Origin of the sequence: Oerskovia enterophila, from assembly GCF_001692445.1 — a bacterium.
GTDB classification, from domain to species: domain Bacteria; phylum Actinomycetota; class Actinomycetes; order Actinomycetales; family Cellulomonadaceae; genus Oerskovia; species Oerskovia enterophila.
This window is the reverse complement of record NZ_MAQA01000037.1, coordinates 1-16,531: the sequence shown is the minus strand read 5'-3', so window position 1 is coordinate 16,531 and position 16,531 is coordinate 1. Positions and strand designations below refer to the sequence as shown.

The 16,531-nt window shown below is 73.9% G+C and carries 12 protein-coding genes and 1 pseudogene; 11 read left to right on the top strand and 2 right to left on the bottom strand.

What is annotated here, in order from left to right:
• Window positions 1-710 precede the first annotated feature (710 nt).
• The 4 genes from OERS_RS22050 (at window position 711) to OERS_RS14265 (ending at window position 5,240) form a co-directional block, all read left to right on the top strand.
• Window positions 711-968: a ComEA family DNA-binding protein gene (locus OERS_RS22050; RefSeq protein ID WP_068626423.1), complete on the top strand. Its 258-nt coding sequence runs from the start codon at window positions 711-713 to the stop codon at window positions 966-968.
• Between the two features lie 34 nt (window positions 969-1,002).
• Window positions 1,003-3,573: a ComEC/Rec2 family competence protein gene (locus tag OERS_RS14275; RefSeq protein ID WP_248948583.1), complete on the top strand. Its 2,571-nt coding sequence runs from the start codon at window positions 1,003-1,005 to the stop codon at window positions 3,571-3,573.
• Window positions 3,574-3,699: 126 nt separating this feature from the next.
• Window positions 3,700-4,716, top strand: a complete 1,017-nt coding sequence (gene holA / locus OERS_RS14270) for a DNA polymerase III subunit delta (protein WP_068626420.1) — start codon at window positions 3,700-3,702, stop codon at window positions 4,714-4,716.
• Window positions 4,713-5,240: a GNAT family N-acetyltransferase gene (locus OERS_RS14265; RefSeq protein WP_068626418.1), complete on the top strand. Its 528-nt coding sequence runs from the start codon at window positions 4,713-4,715 to the stop codon at window positions 5,238-5,240. Before holA ends, OERS_RS14265 begins: the two co-directional genes overlap by 4 nt.
• A gap of 123 nt (window positions 5,241-5,363) precedes the next feature.
• Here OERS_RS14265 and rpsT read toward each other — a convergent pair whose 3' ends face one another.
• Entirely contained in the window at window positions 5,364-5,624 is a 261-nt protein-coding gene (gene rpsT, locus OERS_RS14260; RefSeq protein WP_056650751.1) for a 30S ribosomal protein S20, read from the bottom strand.
• Window positions 5,625-5,929: 305 nt separating this feature from the next.
• Window positions 5,930-6,631, bottom strand: coding sequence for a type II toxin-antitoxin system PemK/MazF family toxin (locus OERS_RS21570; protein WP_083201480.1), 702 nt, complete (start codon window positions 6,629-6,631; stop codon window positions 5,930-5,932).
• 204 nt (window positions 6,632-6,835) lie between these two features.
• On the opposite strand from OERS_RS21570, the gene OERS_RS14250 reads away from it, so the two are divergent.
• The 7 genes and pseudogenes from OERS_RS14250 to OERS_RS14220 all read left to right on the top strand — a co-directional run.
• Window positions 6,836-8,497 carry a circularly permuted type 2 ATP-grasp protein gene (locus OERS_RS14250; protein WP_083201479.1) on the top strand — a complete coding sequence of 554 codons (1,662 nt, stop codon included), beginning with the start codon at window positions 6,836-6,838 and terminating at the stop codon, window positions 8,495-8,497.
• A complete protein-coding gene (locus tag OERS_RS14245; protein WP_068626416.1) occupies window positions 8,491-9,420 on the top strand; it encodes an alpha-E domain-containing protein in 930 nt (309 codons plus the stop codon). The genes OERS_RS14250 and OERS_RS14245 overlap by 7 nt, the downstream gene beginning before the upstream one ends.
• Complete coding sequence (locus tag OERS_RS14240) at window positions 9,417-10,286, top strand: transglutaminase family protein (RefSeq protein ID WP_248948581.1); 870 nt, start codon at window positions 9,417-9,419, stop codon at window positions 10,284-10,286. Before OERS_RS14245 ends, OERS_RS14240 begins: the two co-directional genes overlap by 4 nt.
• 303 nt (window positions 10,287-10,589) lie before the next feature.
• Window positions 10,590-12,512, top strand: coding sequence for a translation elongation factor 4 (lepA, locus tag OERS_RS14235; RefSeq protein WP_056650754.1), 1,923 nt, complete (start codon window positions 10,590-10,592; stop codon window positions 12,510-12,512).
• Window positions 12,513-12,588: 76 nt separating this feature from the next.
• Window positions 12,589-13,998 carry a radical SAM family heme chaperone HemW gene (gene hemW / locus OERS_RS14230; protein WP_068626412.1) on the top strand — a complete coding sequence of 470 codons (1,410 nt, stop codon included), beginning with the start codon at window positions 12,589-12,591 and terminating at the stop codon, window positions 13,996-13,998.
• A gap of 2 nt (window positions 13,999-14,000) precedes the next feature.
• A complete protein-coding gene (locus OERS_RS14225; RefSeq protein ID WP_083201478.1) occupies window positions 14,001-16,103 on the top strand; it encodes an acyltransferase family protein in 2,103 nt (700 codons plus the stop codon).
• Window positions 16,104-16,338: 235 nt separating this feature from the next.
• Window positions 16,339-16,531 (top strand): annotated as a pseudogene (locus tag OERS_RS14220) (hypothetical protein); the annotation flags it as partial.

Below are 16,531 nucleotides of genomic sequence, written 5' to 3'. Positions count from 1 at the left end.
GACCCCGGGCCGGAACCGGCGTGGTGGAGCGTCTCGGCGGGCGTGGCGACCGAACCCTCGACCGACGGTCGAGGGCCCGGTGAGGAGGGACGCGGCCCCTTACGCTCGACCTCACGTCGAGGGTTGGACGACGGGGGCCCACGGCCGTCGAGCGTGCAGGACGGCCCCGCCGGGACGCGCGGCGCGCTCGACGCGGTCGCCGCCGCGTACACCGCGGCGAACGGCCACCCGACGTCGCACGCGGGATTCGAGCACGTACCCGACGGCGGTCCCCGCCGCTGGTCCGTGGCCGCGCGGACGGCCGTGGTGGCGGCGGTCGCGGTCCTGCTGCTCGCGGTCGGTGTCGGCGCGTGGACCCTTCGGGGAGATGGCGACCTGCGCCCTGTGGCGACGCTCGCCGACCCGGCGACCGCCTCCGAGGGCGGCGCCGGGCCGGGCGGGCAGGCGTCGAGCGAGACCAGGGCCTCGGACGACGGGTCTTCGACCGCGCCGGGTGCGACCGAGGCGAGCGACGTCGGGGCGACCGGTGCGACCGAGGCGAGCGACGTCGTCGTGCACGTGGTCGGCGCGGTGGGTGCTCCCGGGCTCGTGACCGTGCCCGAGGGGTCACGCGTGCCGACGCGCTCGCCGCCGCAGGGGACGCCACGGCTGAGGCGGACCTCGCGGGCGTCAACCTGGCGCGCGAGGTCGTCGACGGCGAGCAGATCGTCGTGCCCCGCCCGGGGGAGGTCGTCGCCGCGGCGCCCGGTCCCGCGACCGTGCCGGGCAGCGAGGCCGGACCCGTCGACCTCAACTCGGCGGACCAGACCGCGCTCGACGCCCTGTCGGGGATCGGGCCCGTGCTCGCGGCCCGGATCGTCGAGTGGCGCGAGGCCAACGGGAGGTTCACGAGCGTCGAGGAGCTCGGGGAGGTGAGCGGGATCGGCGACGCGCTGCTCGCGAGGCTGCGCGACCAGGTGCGGGTCTGAGGTGGGGAACCGATCCACAACCAGAGGCGCCCCTGTGCCCGCCAGCGCCCCGACGATCCCCGCTCCGGGCGTGGCCCCGGTGCCCACGCCGCGCCAGGTCTCGGCGACCGACCTGCGGCTGGTCCCGGGTGCGCTCGTGGCCTGGGGAGTCGCGTGGTGGCTCACCTCGGCAGGGGCCAGGACGGCCCTCGTGGGAGCGGCGGCCGCTGCCGGACTGCTCGCGCTGATGGGCATGCTGCTGCTCGTGCGGCGGGCCCGCCCACCCCGTGGGCTCGGTCAGTGCGTCCTCGTCGCGGCGTGCGCGCTCGCGGTCCTGCTGGGCGGGACGGCCGACCTCGTCGCGCGGGAGCGTGGGGGAGCCGCGGACCTCGCGGGCCAGGGGGCGACGGTCGAGGTCGTGGGACGGGTCGTCCAGGAGCCCGTCGTGGTCGTGAACCCGTGGTCGGGCGCGTCGGACAGCGTCCGCACGGCCCTGGACCTGACCACGGTCGAGGGGAGAGGTGTCGTCGCGCCGGGCGGGGGCCGGATCGGCGTGCTGGGCGATCTCGCCTGGGGCGAGGCCGACTACGGGGCCGAGGTCCGCGCGTCGGGCCGGCTCCTGCCTGCCGGCCCCGGCGACCGGACGGTGGCCACCCTCGTCGCGAGCGGGCCGCCGGTCGTGACCGCGCCGCCCTCCCGGGCGCTGGGCGTCGTGGGCGTGCTCCGCGCGGACCTGCTGACGGCCTCGGACGGTCTGCCCGCCGACGCCCGTGCGCTGCTCCCGGGCGTCGCGGTCGGCGACACCTCGCGCATCGACGACGAGCTCGACGCGGCCCTCAGGACGACCGGCCTGACGCACGTCACCGCGGTCTCGGGCGGCCACTTCGCGATCGTCGTGGCGACCGTGACGGCGCTGTGCGCGCTGGCCCGGGCGCCGCGCGGTGTGCGCATCGGGGTCACTGGCGCGGTCATGGCGGGGTTCGTGCTGCTCGTCCATCCCGACCCGAGCGTGCTGCGTGCCGCGGCCATGGGGGTGGTCGGGCTGGTCGGGATCGGGCTGGGGCGTCCCTCGCGCGCTGTGCCCGCGCTCGCGGCCGTCGTCGTCGTGCTGCTCGTGCTCGACCCGTCGCTCGCGCGCTCGTACGGGTTCGTGCTGTCGAGCGTCGCGACCGCCGCCCTCGTGCTGGGCACCCAGCCCGTGGCACGACGTCTCGCGCCGTGGATCGGCAAGGGGCCCGCGTTCGCGCTCGCGGTCCCGCTCACGGCCCAGCTCGCGTGCGCGCCGGTCCTGGTCCTGCTCGACCCGTCGATCGCGACGTACGCCGTACCGGCGAACCTGGTCGCGGCGCCCGCACTCGTGCCCGCGACGGTGCTCGGGGTGCTCGCCACGCTCGTGGCCCCCTGGTTCCCGCTCGGAGGGGTCGTGCTCGCGTGGCCCGCGGGCCTCGCGTCCTGGTGGATCGCGGCGGTCGCCCGGTTCTTCACCGGGCTGCCCGGGGCGCGCGTGCCGTGGCCGGGTGGTGCGCTGGGAGCGGTGGCGCTCGCCCTGCTGACCCTCGCGGCGCTGGTCCTGGTGTGGCGCTGGCGGCATGTGGCGGGCCTGCTGGGCGTGCGGGTCCCGTGGAGCCGGGGGAGCGGCTGGCCGCACACGTGGCGCACGGCGGTGCGCGCGGGCGTCCGGGAGGCGTTGGCTGCCCGACGGCGGCGCGCGACCCTGCGCCTCGTCGCGGCGTGGGCCGTGGTCGCCGTGGCAGCGGTCGGGTGCGTGGTGATCGCGTGGCCCCGCTGGATCGCACCGGCCGGCCGGGACGTCCCGGCGGACTGGGCCGTGGCCGCGTGCGACGTCGGCCAGGGGGACGGGCTCGTGGTCCGGACCGGCGACGGGCGCGGACTCATGATCGACGTCGGTCCGGCGGGAGACGCCGCAGGGCGGTGCCTCGACGACCTGGGGATCGAGCGCCTCGACCTGCTCGTCCTGACCCACTTCCATGCCGACCACGTCGGGGGGCTCGGTGCGGTGCTCGACGGGCGCCAGGTGGGACGAGCGCTCGTGACCGGGCTCGGTGACCCCGCAGAGCAGGCTGAGTGGGTGCTCGACGACCTCGCCGACCGAGGTGTTCCCGTGGAGGTGGCCGAACCCGGTGCGGGCGGCACGCTCGGCGACGTGTCGTGGGAGGTGCTGCAGGCGGGCTCCACGCCCGGTCCCGGCGCCTCCGGAGACGGACGTCCCCGTCTCGCCGAGGCCGACGGGGGAGCCAACGACGCGAGCATCGCGCTGCGTGTCGTGACCCCGCGGCTCACGCTCGTGGCGCTCGGCGACCTGGAGGCTGGGGGACAGGAGACGCTCGACCGGACGCTGCGAGCCCGCGCGGGCGTCCCGTCGGTCGACGTCGTCAAGGTTGCGCACCACGGCTCGCGCGTCCAGTCCGCACGCCTTGCCGCGACGCTGAGCCCGGCGGTCGCGATCGTCAGCTCGGGCGAGAACACGTACGGGCACCCTACTCAGGAGGCCCTCGACCTCTACGCGGGCGTGGGAGCCGCAGTCCTCCGCACGGACCGATGCGGGACCTTCGCGCTCGTCGTGCGGGACGGGGCTCTCGCGGTCGCGGGGTGCGAGGACGGGTGACGGGGACGGACGAGCCGGCCGTCGGCTGCTGAGGGCCCCGCCCCAGGTGCCGCGCGCTGGTGAGTCGTGCCCCGCCAGGAGTCAGCGATGTGCCCTCGGTGGGTGGCCCGTGGGATCGTTGTGCTCATGGCTCCAGCTCCCTCCCGCACCTCTGCCCGCCCGTCCGCGACGCTCTCCTGGAACGCGGTCGAGCTCGCCCCCGTGGTGCTGGTGCAGGGGCCGGAGGGGCTGCTCGCGGAGCGCGCCGTCGACTCGTTGCTCGAGCTCGCACGGGCCCGGGACGCGGAGGCGGAGAAGACAGAGATCGAGGCGGTGACGTATCAGTCGGGCATGCTGACGGTCGCCGCGAGCCCGTCCCTCTTCGGTGAGCCCAAGTTTGTGGTCGTGCGGGGCGCCGAGGCCGCGGCCGACGCGCTCATCCCTGACGTGGTGGACTACGTCGCCTCGCCGGACCCGGAGACGACCGTCGTGATCGTGCACGGCGGCGGCGTCCGGGGCAAGAAGATGCTCGACGCGATCCGGGCGAGCGGCGCGCCGGTCGTGGCGTGCGAGGCCATCAAGAAGGACGCCGACAAGCTCTCGTTCGTCGCAGCCGAGTTCAAGGCGGCGGGTCGCCGTGCCGACGCAGCGGCCGTCAAGGCCCTCGTCGAGGCGCTCGGGAACGACCTGCGCGAGCTCGCGAGCGCGTGCGCCCAGCTCGTGGCGGACACGACCGGCACCATCGGCGCCGCGACGGTCGACAAGTACTACGGCGGTCGCGTCGAGGCGAGCGGTTTCCGCGTGGCCGACGCGGCCGTGGCGGGCAAGGCTGGTGAGGCCGTGTCCCTGCTGCGCCACGCGCTGGCGACCGGCGCGGACCCGGTGCCGCTCGTCGCGGTGCTCGCGATGAAGCTGCGCACGCTCGCCAAGGTCGCGGCCATGCGCGGGCGGGGAGGGGCGTCGGCCAAGGACCTGGGCCTGGCGCCGTGGCAGATCGACCGGGCCCGCAAGGACCTCTCGAGCTGGACCCCTGAAGGCCTCGCGGCGGCGATCACGGCGGTCGCCCAGGCCGACGCCGAGGTCAAGGGTGGCGGACGCGACCCGGTGTTCGCGGTCGAGCGCGCGGTCCTGGTGATCGCGGGAGCGCACGGCACCGGTCGATGACCCGGTCCCGGAGCATCGCCGGCGGCGATACCCCGGGCCGCAGCTCGATCCGGGTCAGGCCGGCCGGGGAGGACGACCTCGCGAGCATCGCGGGAATCGAACGCCGCGCGGCGCGTGGTGCGAACCTCGACCAGGTGCGCCTCGCCATCGCCGACCCGGGACGGTTCGTGGTCGTCGCGACGATCGACGACGCCGTCGCGGGGTGGGCGAAGACGCACTGGTGGCCGTACTCCGACGGCCCCGCTCCGGTCGGCCACTACCTCGGCGGGATCACGGTCGACCCGGAGGCCCGCCGTCGGGGCGTCGGGGCCGCGTTGACCCAGGCGCGCATGGACTGGGTCTCGGGGCGCGCCTCGTTCGTCTGCTACGTCGTGAACGCGACGAACGCCGCGTCGATCGCGCTCCACCGCCGGTGGGGGTTCCACGAGGTGGCGCGCGCCACGTCGTTCCACACGATCCAGTTCACGGGAGGCAGCGGCGTGCTGCTGCGGGCCGGGCTGGACGGGATGCCTCAGGAAGCCTGAGAGCCAACCCCGGACGCACGAGAGGCGCTGCTCCGTGGAGGGAGCAGCGCCTCTCGACGTTCACCGTGCTGCCCGAGGTGGATCAGGGGCGCACAAGGTCACGCGTGGAAGGGAGTGTCAGGCTCAGAGAGCGTTGACGGCCTTCGCGAGTGCCGACTTGCGGTTAGCAGCCTGGTTCTCGTGAATGACACCCTTGGAGACTGCCTTGTCGAGCTTCTTCGACGCGACGACGAGGGCGCTGGTTGCGGCCTCCTTGTCACCGGCGGCGACGGCCTCGCGAACGCGGCGAACGTTCGTCCGGAGCTCCGACTTGACAGCCTTGTTGCGCAGACGAGCCTTCTCGTTCGTCTTGATGCGCTTGATCTGAGACTTGATGTTAGCCACGTGTGGACTTTCTGGTGTGTTCGCCGAAGCGATCGAATAGGTCGTAGAGGGCGATTCCAGCTCCGGGACTGGGGGTGGGGAACCCTTGGAGAGGAGCTGGAACTGTGCCCGCCGACCTGGGCGGACACGCGACCACCAAGACTACCAGCCGACCGCAGGATCGGCCAGAACGCTGGAACGCCGCCCTTCGTGCGGCCCGCGCCGCCCTTCGTGCGGCCCGCGCGCGCCCCGTGCGGCGCCCTGCGCGGGGGCCAGCAGACCCCGACCCCACGGTCTCGTGCCGGGACGCAGGCCCGGACGGAGCCTCAGACCTTGCCCATCTCGCGGATGATCGTGTCGAACGTCGAGCGGCCCATGACCGCCCCCTCGCGGCGCACGGCGCCGGGGTCGACGCGGATCACACGGTCGAGGCGCACCTCGGAGTCGCGCCCCTGAGCGTCCCAGGGACCGGAGCCGATGTCGAGCCAGCGCCTGCCCCAGCGGGCCTCGTCCGCGGCGTCGCGCGAGTGGTCCTTGCTCGTGAGCATGATCGCGAGCAGCCAGCCGCCGTCACGCCCCACGAGCAGCACGGGACGGTCCTTGCCCTGGGTGAAGTCCTCCTCGTAGGGGACCCAGGTCCACACGATCTCGCCGGGGTCCGGGTCGCCGTCGAGCTGCGGCGCGTACTCGGCGCGCACCCGGCCGGTGTAGTCGCCGGGGTAGGTGCCCGCGCCGGGCTGGGGCCCGCGCGTCTGGGCGGGGGCGGGCTTGCGGCCCGCAGGCCGCGTGCTCGCGGCCCCTCGCGAGGCTCCCGCCGTGGTGCGCGGTCCCGGCGTGGGGCGGGCGGTGCCCGACGACGGCGCACCGGACCCGGGTCGGGGAGCGACACCGCGCGGGGTGCCCGACGTCGTCGGGCCGGAGGTCGTACGACCCGTGCCCGAGCCACCCGACCGCGACGAGCCGCCGAGCGCGCCGAGGATCGCGCGGGCCGCGTCCGTGAGCAGGGAGATCCACTTGTTCTGAGCCACGCCCGCAATCTACCCGTATCCGGCACGGCGCCCCGAGCGGCCCTGCACGGGCCGTCGGCAAGCCGCCGCCCGGCACGCACCGGCCACCGCACCTGTGGCCGAACCGCCGGGGACCAGCCCTGCGTCGACCGCCCGTCACACCCGGACGCGACCGGTAACACGCGGGACACGCCACGGGAACACCGCGTGACTACGGTCCCGGTCATGGCAGACCTCTTCGACGACTATCCCCGCTCACGGGCCTGGGACGAGATGCTCGACGAGGACGGCGGGCTGCGTCCCCGGTTCGAGCGTGTGCACACGACCATGACCCGCCTCACCGCGGCCGAGGTCTCCTCGCGGGCGGAGGCCCTGGCCCGCTCCTACCTCGCGCAGGGCGTGACGTTCGACGTCGCGGGCGAGGAGCGCCCCTTCCCGCTCGACGTGGTCCCGCGGGTCATCGAGGCCGACGAGTGGGACCGGATCTCCGCGGGGGTGGCCCAACGGGTCCGGGCGCTCGAGGCGTTCCTCGCGGACGTCTACGGCCCGCAGCGCTGCGTCCGGGACGGGGTGGTCCCGCAACGGCTCATCCTGTCCTCGGCCGACTTCCACCGGGCCGCGTACGGGATCGAGCCGCCCAACGGGGTGCGCGCGCACGTCTCGGGGATCGACCTGATCCGCGACGAGGCGGGCGACTTCCGGGTGCTCGAGGACAACGTGCGGGTCCCGAGCGGGGTCAGCTACGTGATCTCCAACCGGCAGGCCATGGTGCAGACCTTCCCCGAGCTGTTCTCGAGCCTGCGCATCCGTCGCGTGATCGACTACCCGCGCCGGCTCCTGGCCGCGCTGCTCGCCGCGGCCCCCGACGGCGTCCCGGACCCGACGGTCGTCGTCCTGACCCCCGGCGTCTTCAACTCGGCCTACTACGAGCACTCACTGCTCGCCCGGCTCATGGGCGTCGAGCTCGTCGAGGGGCGCGACCTGTTCTGCGCGGGCGGGCGCGTCTACATGCGCACCACCAAGGGCCGCCGCCGCGTCGACGTCATCTACCGACGGGTCGACGACGCCTTCCTCGACCCGGTGCAGTTCCGTGCCGACTCGATCCTGGGCGTCCCGGGGCTGCTCGGGTGCGCGCGGCTCGGCACCGTGACGCTCGCCAACGCCGTGGGCAACGGGGTCGCGGACGACAAGCTGGTCTACACCTACGTCCCGGACCTCATCCGCTACTACCTGGCCGAGGAGCCGTTGCTGCCGAACGTCGACACGTGGCGCCTGCAGGAGCCCGAGGCGCTCGCGGAGGTGCTCGACCGCCTCGACGAGCTGGTCGTCAAGCCCGTCGACGGCTCGGGGGGCAAGGGGATCCTCGTGGGTCCGGCGGCTTCTCGTGCCGAGCTCGACGCCATGCGTCGGCGGCTCCAGGCAGACCCTCGCGGGTGGGTCGCGCAGCCGGTGGTGCAGCTCTCGACCGCGCCGACCTTCGTCGACGGGCGCTTCCGCCCCAGGCACGTGGACCTGCGCCCGTTCGCGGTCAACGACGGCACGGACGTCTGGGTCCTGCCGGGCGGGCTCACGCGCGTCGCCCTGCCCGAGGGGCAGCTCGTCGTCAACAGCTCCCAGGGTGGAGGGTCCAAGGACACGTGGGTCCTGGGCGAGGGAGCCCGGCAGGTGGTCGACGACGTCGCGCCCGTGGCGCTCGCGGCGTCCGGGGCGTCGTCGGTCGGCGTCCCGATCGCGACCAACCCCGCGGACGCGGCCCTGGGCGCGGGGAGCCGGCACCAGCAGCAACAGCAGCAGCAGGCGAGCGACCGCCCGGGCGCGGTCCCTCCCGAGCCCGAGGCCGCACCGGCCCCGGGCCACGTGGCGACGGACGGGGAACGACCATGCTGAGCCGGATCGCGGAGTCCCTCTTCTGGATCGGTCGGTACGTCGAGCGCGCGGACGACACGGCCCGCATCCTCGACGTGCACGTCCAGATGCTCAGCGAGGACCCGTGGGCCGCGGAGGACCTGGCCTGCCGGTCGCTCCTGACGGTCATGGACCACCCGGTCGAGCCGGGCACCGGGCTCGTGGACCGGGCCCACGTCCTGCGCGTGCTGGCGCACGACCAGCTCAACCCGTCGTCGATCGCGGGGTCGCTCGTCGCGTCGCGCGAGAACGCCCGGCGTGCGCGCGAGATCATCTCGACCGAGCTCTGGGAGTGCCTCAACACGACCCGCAACCAGGTCTCGGGCAGCATCCGCCTGGCCCGTCCGCACGACTACTTCTCGTGGGTGCGCGAGCGGGCGGCGATCGTCGCGGGGCTCATGGACTCGGCCACGAGCCGGGACGCGACGTGGCACTTCATGCTCCTGGGCCGGTCGATCGAGAGGGCGGACATGACGGCTCGGCTCGTGACGACCCAGACCCGTCTGGGGCACGCGGGGCCGGGGTGGACCACCCTGCTGCGCTCGTGCGGCGCCTACGAGTCGTACCTGCGGGTCTACCGCGGCATCGCCTCGGACGAGCGGGCCGCGGGATTCCTGCTGCTCGACCGCCTGTTCCCGCGCTCGATCGTGTGCGCGCTCGAGAGCGCGGAGGCGTGCCTGCGCGAGCTCGAGCCAGAGGGGCGGCACGGGGTCAGCGACGACGCGCGGCGCGAGCTCGGCAGCGTCCGGGCGAGCCTCGAGTTCGCGCCGCTCGAGGAGGTCCTCGAGGACCTGCCCGCCGCGATGGAGCGCGTCCAGCGCGCCTGCTCGCGCGCGAGCGACGCGATCAAGCAGCGGTACTTCCCGTCCGCTGCCGCCACGACATGGGTAGGAGAGGCGCTGTGAGCACCGAGACGATCGAGGACGCCGGCAGGCGCACCCTGCGTGTGGTCCACACGACGACGTTCGACTACGAGGCGCCCGTGACGGCGTCGTACAACGAGGCGCGCATGACGCCCGCGGCGGGCCCGGCGCAGGACGTGCTCGACGCCTCCGTCGCGGTCCAGCCGACCACGTGGTCGCACGAGTACGTCGACTACTGGGGCACGAGGGTGACCGCGTTCGAGGTCCTCGAGCCCCACCGCCGACTGACGATCGTCGCGACCGCGACGGTCGAGGTCGCCCCGCCCCCGGGCGGCGGGGGGCAGGCCACGTGGGAGGAGCTCGGCGGGGAGGACGTCGTGGACGCCCAGGCGGCGTACCTCACGGACAGTGCGACCACCGCGGTGCCCGGCGACGTCGCGGCGCTCGCGCTCGACGTCGCCGCGGGGCTCGACCCCGAGTCGGCGGCCGAGGCGATCTGCCTCGCGCTGCGCGACCGGCTCGACTACGTCCCGGGGGTGACCACGGCGCACACGCCCGCAGCCGAGGCGTGGCTGGCGCGCAAGGGCGTGTGCCAGGACATGGCGCACCTGTGCGCAGGGGCGCTGCGGAGCGTCGGCATCCCGGCCCGCTACGTCTCGGGCTACCTGTACCCGGTCACGGACGGGGTGGTCGGGGAGACCGTCACGGGGGAGTCGCACGCCTGGATCGAGTGGTGGACGGGCGCGTGGCGCGGCTACGACCCGACCAACCGCCGCCGAGCGGGGCTCGACCACGTGGTGCTCGGGCGAGGACGCGAGTACGAGGACGTGGCACCGCTCAAGGGCGTGTACGCCGGCGCGGCCGCGAGCGACCTGGAGGTCACGGTCGAGATCACGCGCACGGCCTGACACCTGGCGGCGCGGGCCGCCGGGGGGAGCCGGGCCGGGACGCGGCGCGGGCCCCCGGGCGCGCACCGGGGGCCCGACCTGCGCACGGGCGGGCTCCGGCCCGCCCGGCCCGCCGCCGGCCACCGGGTGCGGGCCGGGTGCGTGCTCGTGGGACAATGGTGGTTGCTGTCCGACCCTGCGCGCGGCGACCAGCGACCTGCCGAGCAGAACTCCGGCGGCTCACGCTCCGTCGTCGAGCACCGAGCCGCAGGTCCGGGCGCCGTCCGCCGCCCCGTCTTGACCCACCACAGGAGCGCACCCCCGTTGTCCCCGATCCCCAGCGCCCAGCTGAGCACCCGCATCCAGCCCGCGGCGACGCCGCCCGAGCTGCTGCGCAACTTCTGCATCATCGCGCACATCGACCACGGCAAGTCCACGCTGGCCGACCGCATGCTGCAGCTGACCGGCGTCGTCGACGCGCGCGCCATGCGTGCGCAGTACCTCGACCGCATGGACATCGAGCGCGAGCGCGGCATCACGATCAAGTCGCAGGCCGTGCGCATGCCGTGGGCCGTGCGAGAGGGTGACGACCCGGACGACACGTCGGCGCCGCTCGTCCCCTACGCCCTGAACATGATCGACACGCCCGGGCACGTCGACTTCACGTACGAGGTCTCGCGCTCGCTCGCCGCGTGCGAGGGGGCCGTGCTCCTCGTGGACGCCGCGCAGGGCATCGAGGCGCAGACCCTCGCGAACCTGTACCTCGCGATGGAGAACGACCTCGCGATCATCCCCGTGCTCAACAAGATCGACCTGCCGGCCGCGCAGCCCGAGAAGTACGCCGAGGAGATCGCTGGTCTCGTGGGCGTCGACCCCTCGACGGTCCTGAAGGTCTCGGGCAAGACGGGCATGGGCGTGACCGAGCTGCTCGACCGCATCGTCCAGGAGGTGCCGGCCCCTCAAGGCGACGCCGACGCCCCGGCGCGCGCCATGATCTTCGACTCGGTCTACGACACCTACCGCGGCGTCGTGACCTACGTCCGTGTGGTCGACGGCAGCCTGAACCCGCGCGAGAAGATCGTCATGATGTCGACGCGCGCGACGCACGAGCTCCTCGAGATCGGCGTGAGCGCGCCCGAGCCTCACCCCACCAAGGGGCTCGGCGTGGGCGAGGTCGGCTACCTCATCACGGGCGTCAAGGACGTGCGCCAGTCCAAGGTCGGTGACACCGTGACCAACGCGGGCAAGCCGGCGGAGGACGCGCTCGGTGGTTACAGCGACCCCAAGCCCATGGTGTTCTCGGGCCTGTACCCGATCGACGGCTCGGACTACCCGGTCCTGCGCGACGCCCTGGACAAGCTCAAGCTCAACGACGCGGCGCTCAACTACGAGCCCGAGACCTCGGTCGCGCTGGGCTTCGGCTTCCGCGTGGGCTTCCTGGGCCTGCTGCACCTCGAGATCGTGCGCGAGCGCCTCGAGCGCGAGTTCGACCTCGAGCTCATCTCGACCGCGCCGAACGTCGTCTACGAGGTGACCCTCGAGGACCGCTCGGTCGTCACGGTCACCAACCCGAGCGAGTTCCCGGGCGGCAAGATCGGCGAGATCCGTGAGCCCGTTGTCAAGGCCACGATCCTGTGCCCCACCGAGTTCATCGGTGCGGTCATGGAGCTGTGCCAGGGCAAGCGTGGCGTGCTGGGCGGCATGGACCACCTCTCGCAGGACCGCGTCGAGCTGCGGTACACGCTGCCCCTCGCAGAGATCGTGTTCGACTTCTTCGACCAGCTCAAGTCCAAGACGCGTGGCTACGCGTCGCTCGACTACGAGCTCTCGGGCGAGCAGGCGGCGGACCTGGTGAAGGTCGACATCCTGCTCCAGGGCCAGACGGTCGACGCGTTCAGCGCGATCGTGCACAAGGACAAGGCGTACTCGTACGGCGTCATGATGACGGAGAAGCTCAAGGAGCTCATCCCGCGTCAGCAGTTCGAGGTCCCCATCCAGGCCGCCGTGGGCGCGCGCGTGATCGCCCGCGAGACCATCCGCGCGATCCGCAAGGACGTGCTCGCCAAGTGCTACGGCGGCGACATCAGCCGCAAGCGCAAGCTGCTCGAGAAGCAGAAGGAGGGCAAGAAGCGCATGAAGACGATCGGTACGGTCGAGGTCCCCAAGGACGCGTTCATCGCGGCGCTGTCCTCCGACGGCGCGGGCAGCAGCGGCGGCAAGGACGCGAAGGACAAGTCCAAGAAGTGATGTGCTGCTCTCCTGGTGAGCGCGTGGTCCTCGCTGTCGCGGGGACCGCGCGCTCTGCGGCGTCCGGGGTGCGGGCATGAGCCCGGCGCTCCCGGACGGGATCCCCGTGCCCGACGACGGCGCTCTCCCTGCGTGGGTGGGGCCCGGTCCCGGCGGGGCCGGGTCGGACGACCACGCGGGTCGCGCGTTCGGGGTGTACCTGCACGTGCCGTTCTGCACGGTGCGCTGCGGGTACTGCGACTTCAACACCTACACGGCCTCCGAGCTGGGCGGCGGTGCGAGCCAGGCCTCGTACGCGGACACGGCCCTGCGGGAGATCGAGCTCGCGGCGCGCGTCATGGAGCAGGCGGGCCTGGCGTCGCGTCCGGTCTCGACCGTGTTCGTGGGCGGTGGCACGCCGACGCTGCTCCCCGCCGGCGACCTCGGTCGGATGCTCGCGGGCGTGCGCGACGCGTGGGGCCTGGCTCCGGGCGCCGAGGTCACGACCGAGGCCAACCCGGACTCGGTGACCCCCGAGTCGCTCGCGCAGCTCGCCGAGTCGGGGTTCACACGGGTGTCGTTCGGGATGCAGTCGGCGGTGCCGCGCGTGCTCGCGACGCTCGAACGGACCCACGACCCCCGGCGCATCCCCGACGTGGTGCGCTGGGCCCGCGAGGCGGGGCTCGCGGTGTCGCTCGACCTCATCTACGGGACGCCGGGCGAGACGCTCGACGACTGGCGCACGAGCCTCGAGGCGGCCCTGGCCACCGGGGTCGACCACGTCTCGGCGTACGCGCTCGTCGTGGAGCAGGGGACCAAGATGGCGGCCCAGGTCCGCCGTGGCGAGATCTCGTTGCCGAGCGAGGACGACCAGGCCGAGAAGTACGAGCTCGCGGACGAGCTGCTGACCGCTGCCGGGCTCGAGTGGTACGAGGTGAGCAACTGGGCGCGGCGGTCCACCGGTGCCGCCGGTGCCGCGGCGGTCGGCGCGGCGGTCGGCCCGGATCCCGCCTTCGCGTGCCGGCACAACCTGGCCTACTGGCGTGGTGAGGACTGGTGGGGCATCGGCCCAGGGGCCCACTCGTACATCGGAGGCGCGGCGAACCGTACGGACGTCAGCGGCACGCTGACCACGTCGTCGGAGTCGACGACCGACTCGTCGGACGCGTCGGGCGAGCCTGTCCAGGGCGGCCGTGAGGGCGTGCGATGGTGGAACGTGAAGCACCCGCGGCGGTACGCGGCGCTGCTCGAGGCGGGCAAGAGCCCGGCCGCCGGACGCGAGCTCCTGACGCTCGAGGAGGCGCACCTCGAACGCGTCATGCTGGGGGTGCGGCTGCGAGAGGGACTGGACCTGAGCGTCCTTACCGAGGTGGGCCGGCGCAACGTGGCCGGGATGGTCGCGGCAGGCCTCCTCGACGGCAGGGCGGCGATCCACGGCCGCGGGGTCCTGACCCTGCGCGGGAGGTTGCTGGCAGACACGGTCGTGCGGGAGCTGACGGACGGGTGACGATGGTCGGACAGTCGGCCTCGGTGCAGACCGGGGTGGCCAGGACGTCGACCGAGCACGTCGACGTGTGGCAACGACTGCAGCCGACCGAGCTGCTGGGTCCAGGATCGCTCGCGGACCCGACCACCGGGGCCGTCGCTCCGCCGTCGGGCCGTGAAGTACCTGCCGGGCGCAGGCCCGAGCGCCCCTCCCGCCCCGCCCGTCCCACGGTCCGCTACCGGCGGATCGCCGGCCTGGACGGGTTGAGGGCTCTGGCCGTCGTCTCGGTCATGCTCTTCCACTTCGCGCCGCAGCTGCTGCCGGGCGGGTACGTCGGGGTCGACGTCTTCTTCGTGCTCTCGGGCTTCCTCATCACGACGCTCCTGGTCCGCGAGTTCCGGGAGCGGCGCACGCTCTCGCTGAGCCGGTTCTGGGTCCGCAGGGCGCGTCGACTGCTCCCCGCGCTCGCGCTCGTCGTGCTCACGTGCACGGCGGTCGCGGGGCTCGTGGGCGGCGATGTCCTGGTCGGGATCGGCGCGCAGGTCGCCGGGGCGGCCACCTTCACGAGCAACTGGGTCTACGTCGCGCAGGGCAGCACGTACTCGGGCGGTCTCGCGCCGCAGCTCTTCGCCAACTTGTGGTCGCTCGCGGTCGAGGAGCAGTTCTACCTGCTCTGGCCGCTCGCGGTCCTCGGGGTGCTCGCGCTGCGGATCACCCGGCGCCGGGCCCTGGTCCTGGCAGGGGCTCTCGCGGTGGTCTCCGCCGTCGCGATGTCGCTGCTGTACGTGCCGGGTACGGACCCCACCCGGGTCTACTTCGGCACCGACACGCACCTGTTCGGGCTCATGATCGGTGCGTTCCTGGCCTTCTGGCACCTGCGGACCGGGCGCCCGACGCTCGTGCGCGAGTCCCCGCGGACGTCGACCACGCGCGGCGCGGCGTTCGTGCTCGGTGCGGGGATCGTGGGCGCGGTCGTGCTGGTGCTCGCGATGCTCCGGATGCCGTGGGACGCAGCGGTGACCTACCGAGGCGGGCTCTTCGTCGTGTCGCTGGCCACCGCCGGGGTCGTCAACCTCGTCCTGCACGCCCCTCGGCTGGGCCAGGTGCTCGACAAGGGCCCCGCAGGCTGGATCGGCGCCCGCTCCTACGGGCTCTACCTGTGGCACTGGCCCGTGCTCGTCCTGGTCGCCGCGATCGCGGGCGGCGGTGGCCTGTACGCGACCCCCGGTCCGTGGGTCGCTCTGACCGCGACGGCCGTGACCGTAGTCGCAGCGGCCCTGTCCTACCGCTTCGTCGAACGGCCGGTCATGGGACGAGGGCTCGGCGGCTACGTCCGCACGGTCGTCGCGTGGGCCCGGCGGGGTGCCGCGGGGCGGAACCCGCTGCCCGTGCACGGGTGGGTCACGCTCGCGGCGTCGGTGCTCGTCGTGGGGCTGGCCGTCGCGGGGTTCGTGCGGGCCCCGGCCGTCTCCTCGGTCGAGTCGCAGATCCTCGCAGGGCAGGAGGTGGCGGCGGGGACGCAGCAGCCGGGTGGAGCGGCGGTCGAGGAGGCGCCGGTCCCCGAAGCGGCCCCGGAGCCCGCGCCTCCGGACCCGGCGGTCCAGGAACCCGCGGCGCCAGCCGCGGTCCCAGGACCCCCACCGGGCGACCAGGTCACGATCATCGGCGACTCGGTCACCCTCGCGAGCGCACCGGCGCTCGCGGCTGCACTGCCCGGGGTGCTCATCGACGGCGCGGTCTCCCGGCAGATGAAGGACGCCGGTGGGCTCGTGGACGCGGTCCGGGCGGCCGGGAACCTGCGGCCCTACGTCGTGGTCTCGCTGGGCACGAACAGCACGGTCGACGCCGCGATGATGGACCGGGTCCTCGCGACGATCGGACCGGACCACACCGTGGTGCTCGTGACGGGGTACGCCGACAGGTCCTGGGTGCCTGTCGCCAACGCCGAGATGATCGGGGCCTCCCAGCGGTTCGGCAACGTCGTCGTCGCGGACTGGAGCGCGGCGATCGCGGCCCAGCCCACGCTCCTGGGGCCCGACGGCGTGCACCCGGCCGGGGAGGGGACCGCGCTCTACGCGAGCGTGGTCGCGGCCGGCCTCGCGCAGGCGGTCGCGCTCCGCGGCTGACCGTCCTCCGCTCTGCGAGGCCCTGGTCCGCGCTGTCCGGACCGGTCACCTGCGGTGGGCGTTCGGGACCCCCCGGCCATACAGGTGCCGGCGCCCCTGGCCCTCGACGTCACCCGGCGCTCCTGTGGCGGGAAACGTCCCGAAGCGTCATCGTTGATAGCGATCTGTGAAATGTTCGATCGTCACAGTCTGTTCACAGTGTGGCTTGCCGCACCCCGACGACCGAGGGATCCCGATGAGCGACAACACCGCAGGCGGGCCGCCGCCGGAAGAGAACGAGCCCACGCCGCAGAACCCGTACGCGAGCACGCCCGACCCGGACGCCGCGCCGCCTCCCTCCGAGCCCGTGCAGCCCGTCACGCCTCCGGTGACCCCGCCCGCACAGCCCACGCCGCCGACCGCACCGCCGGTCACGCCCCCGACAGCAC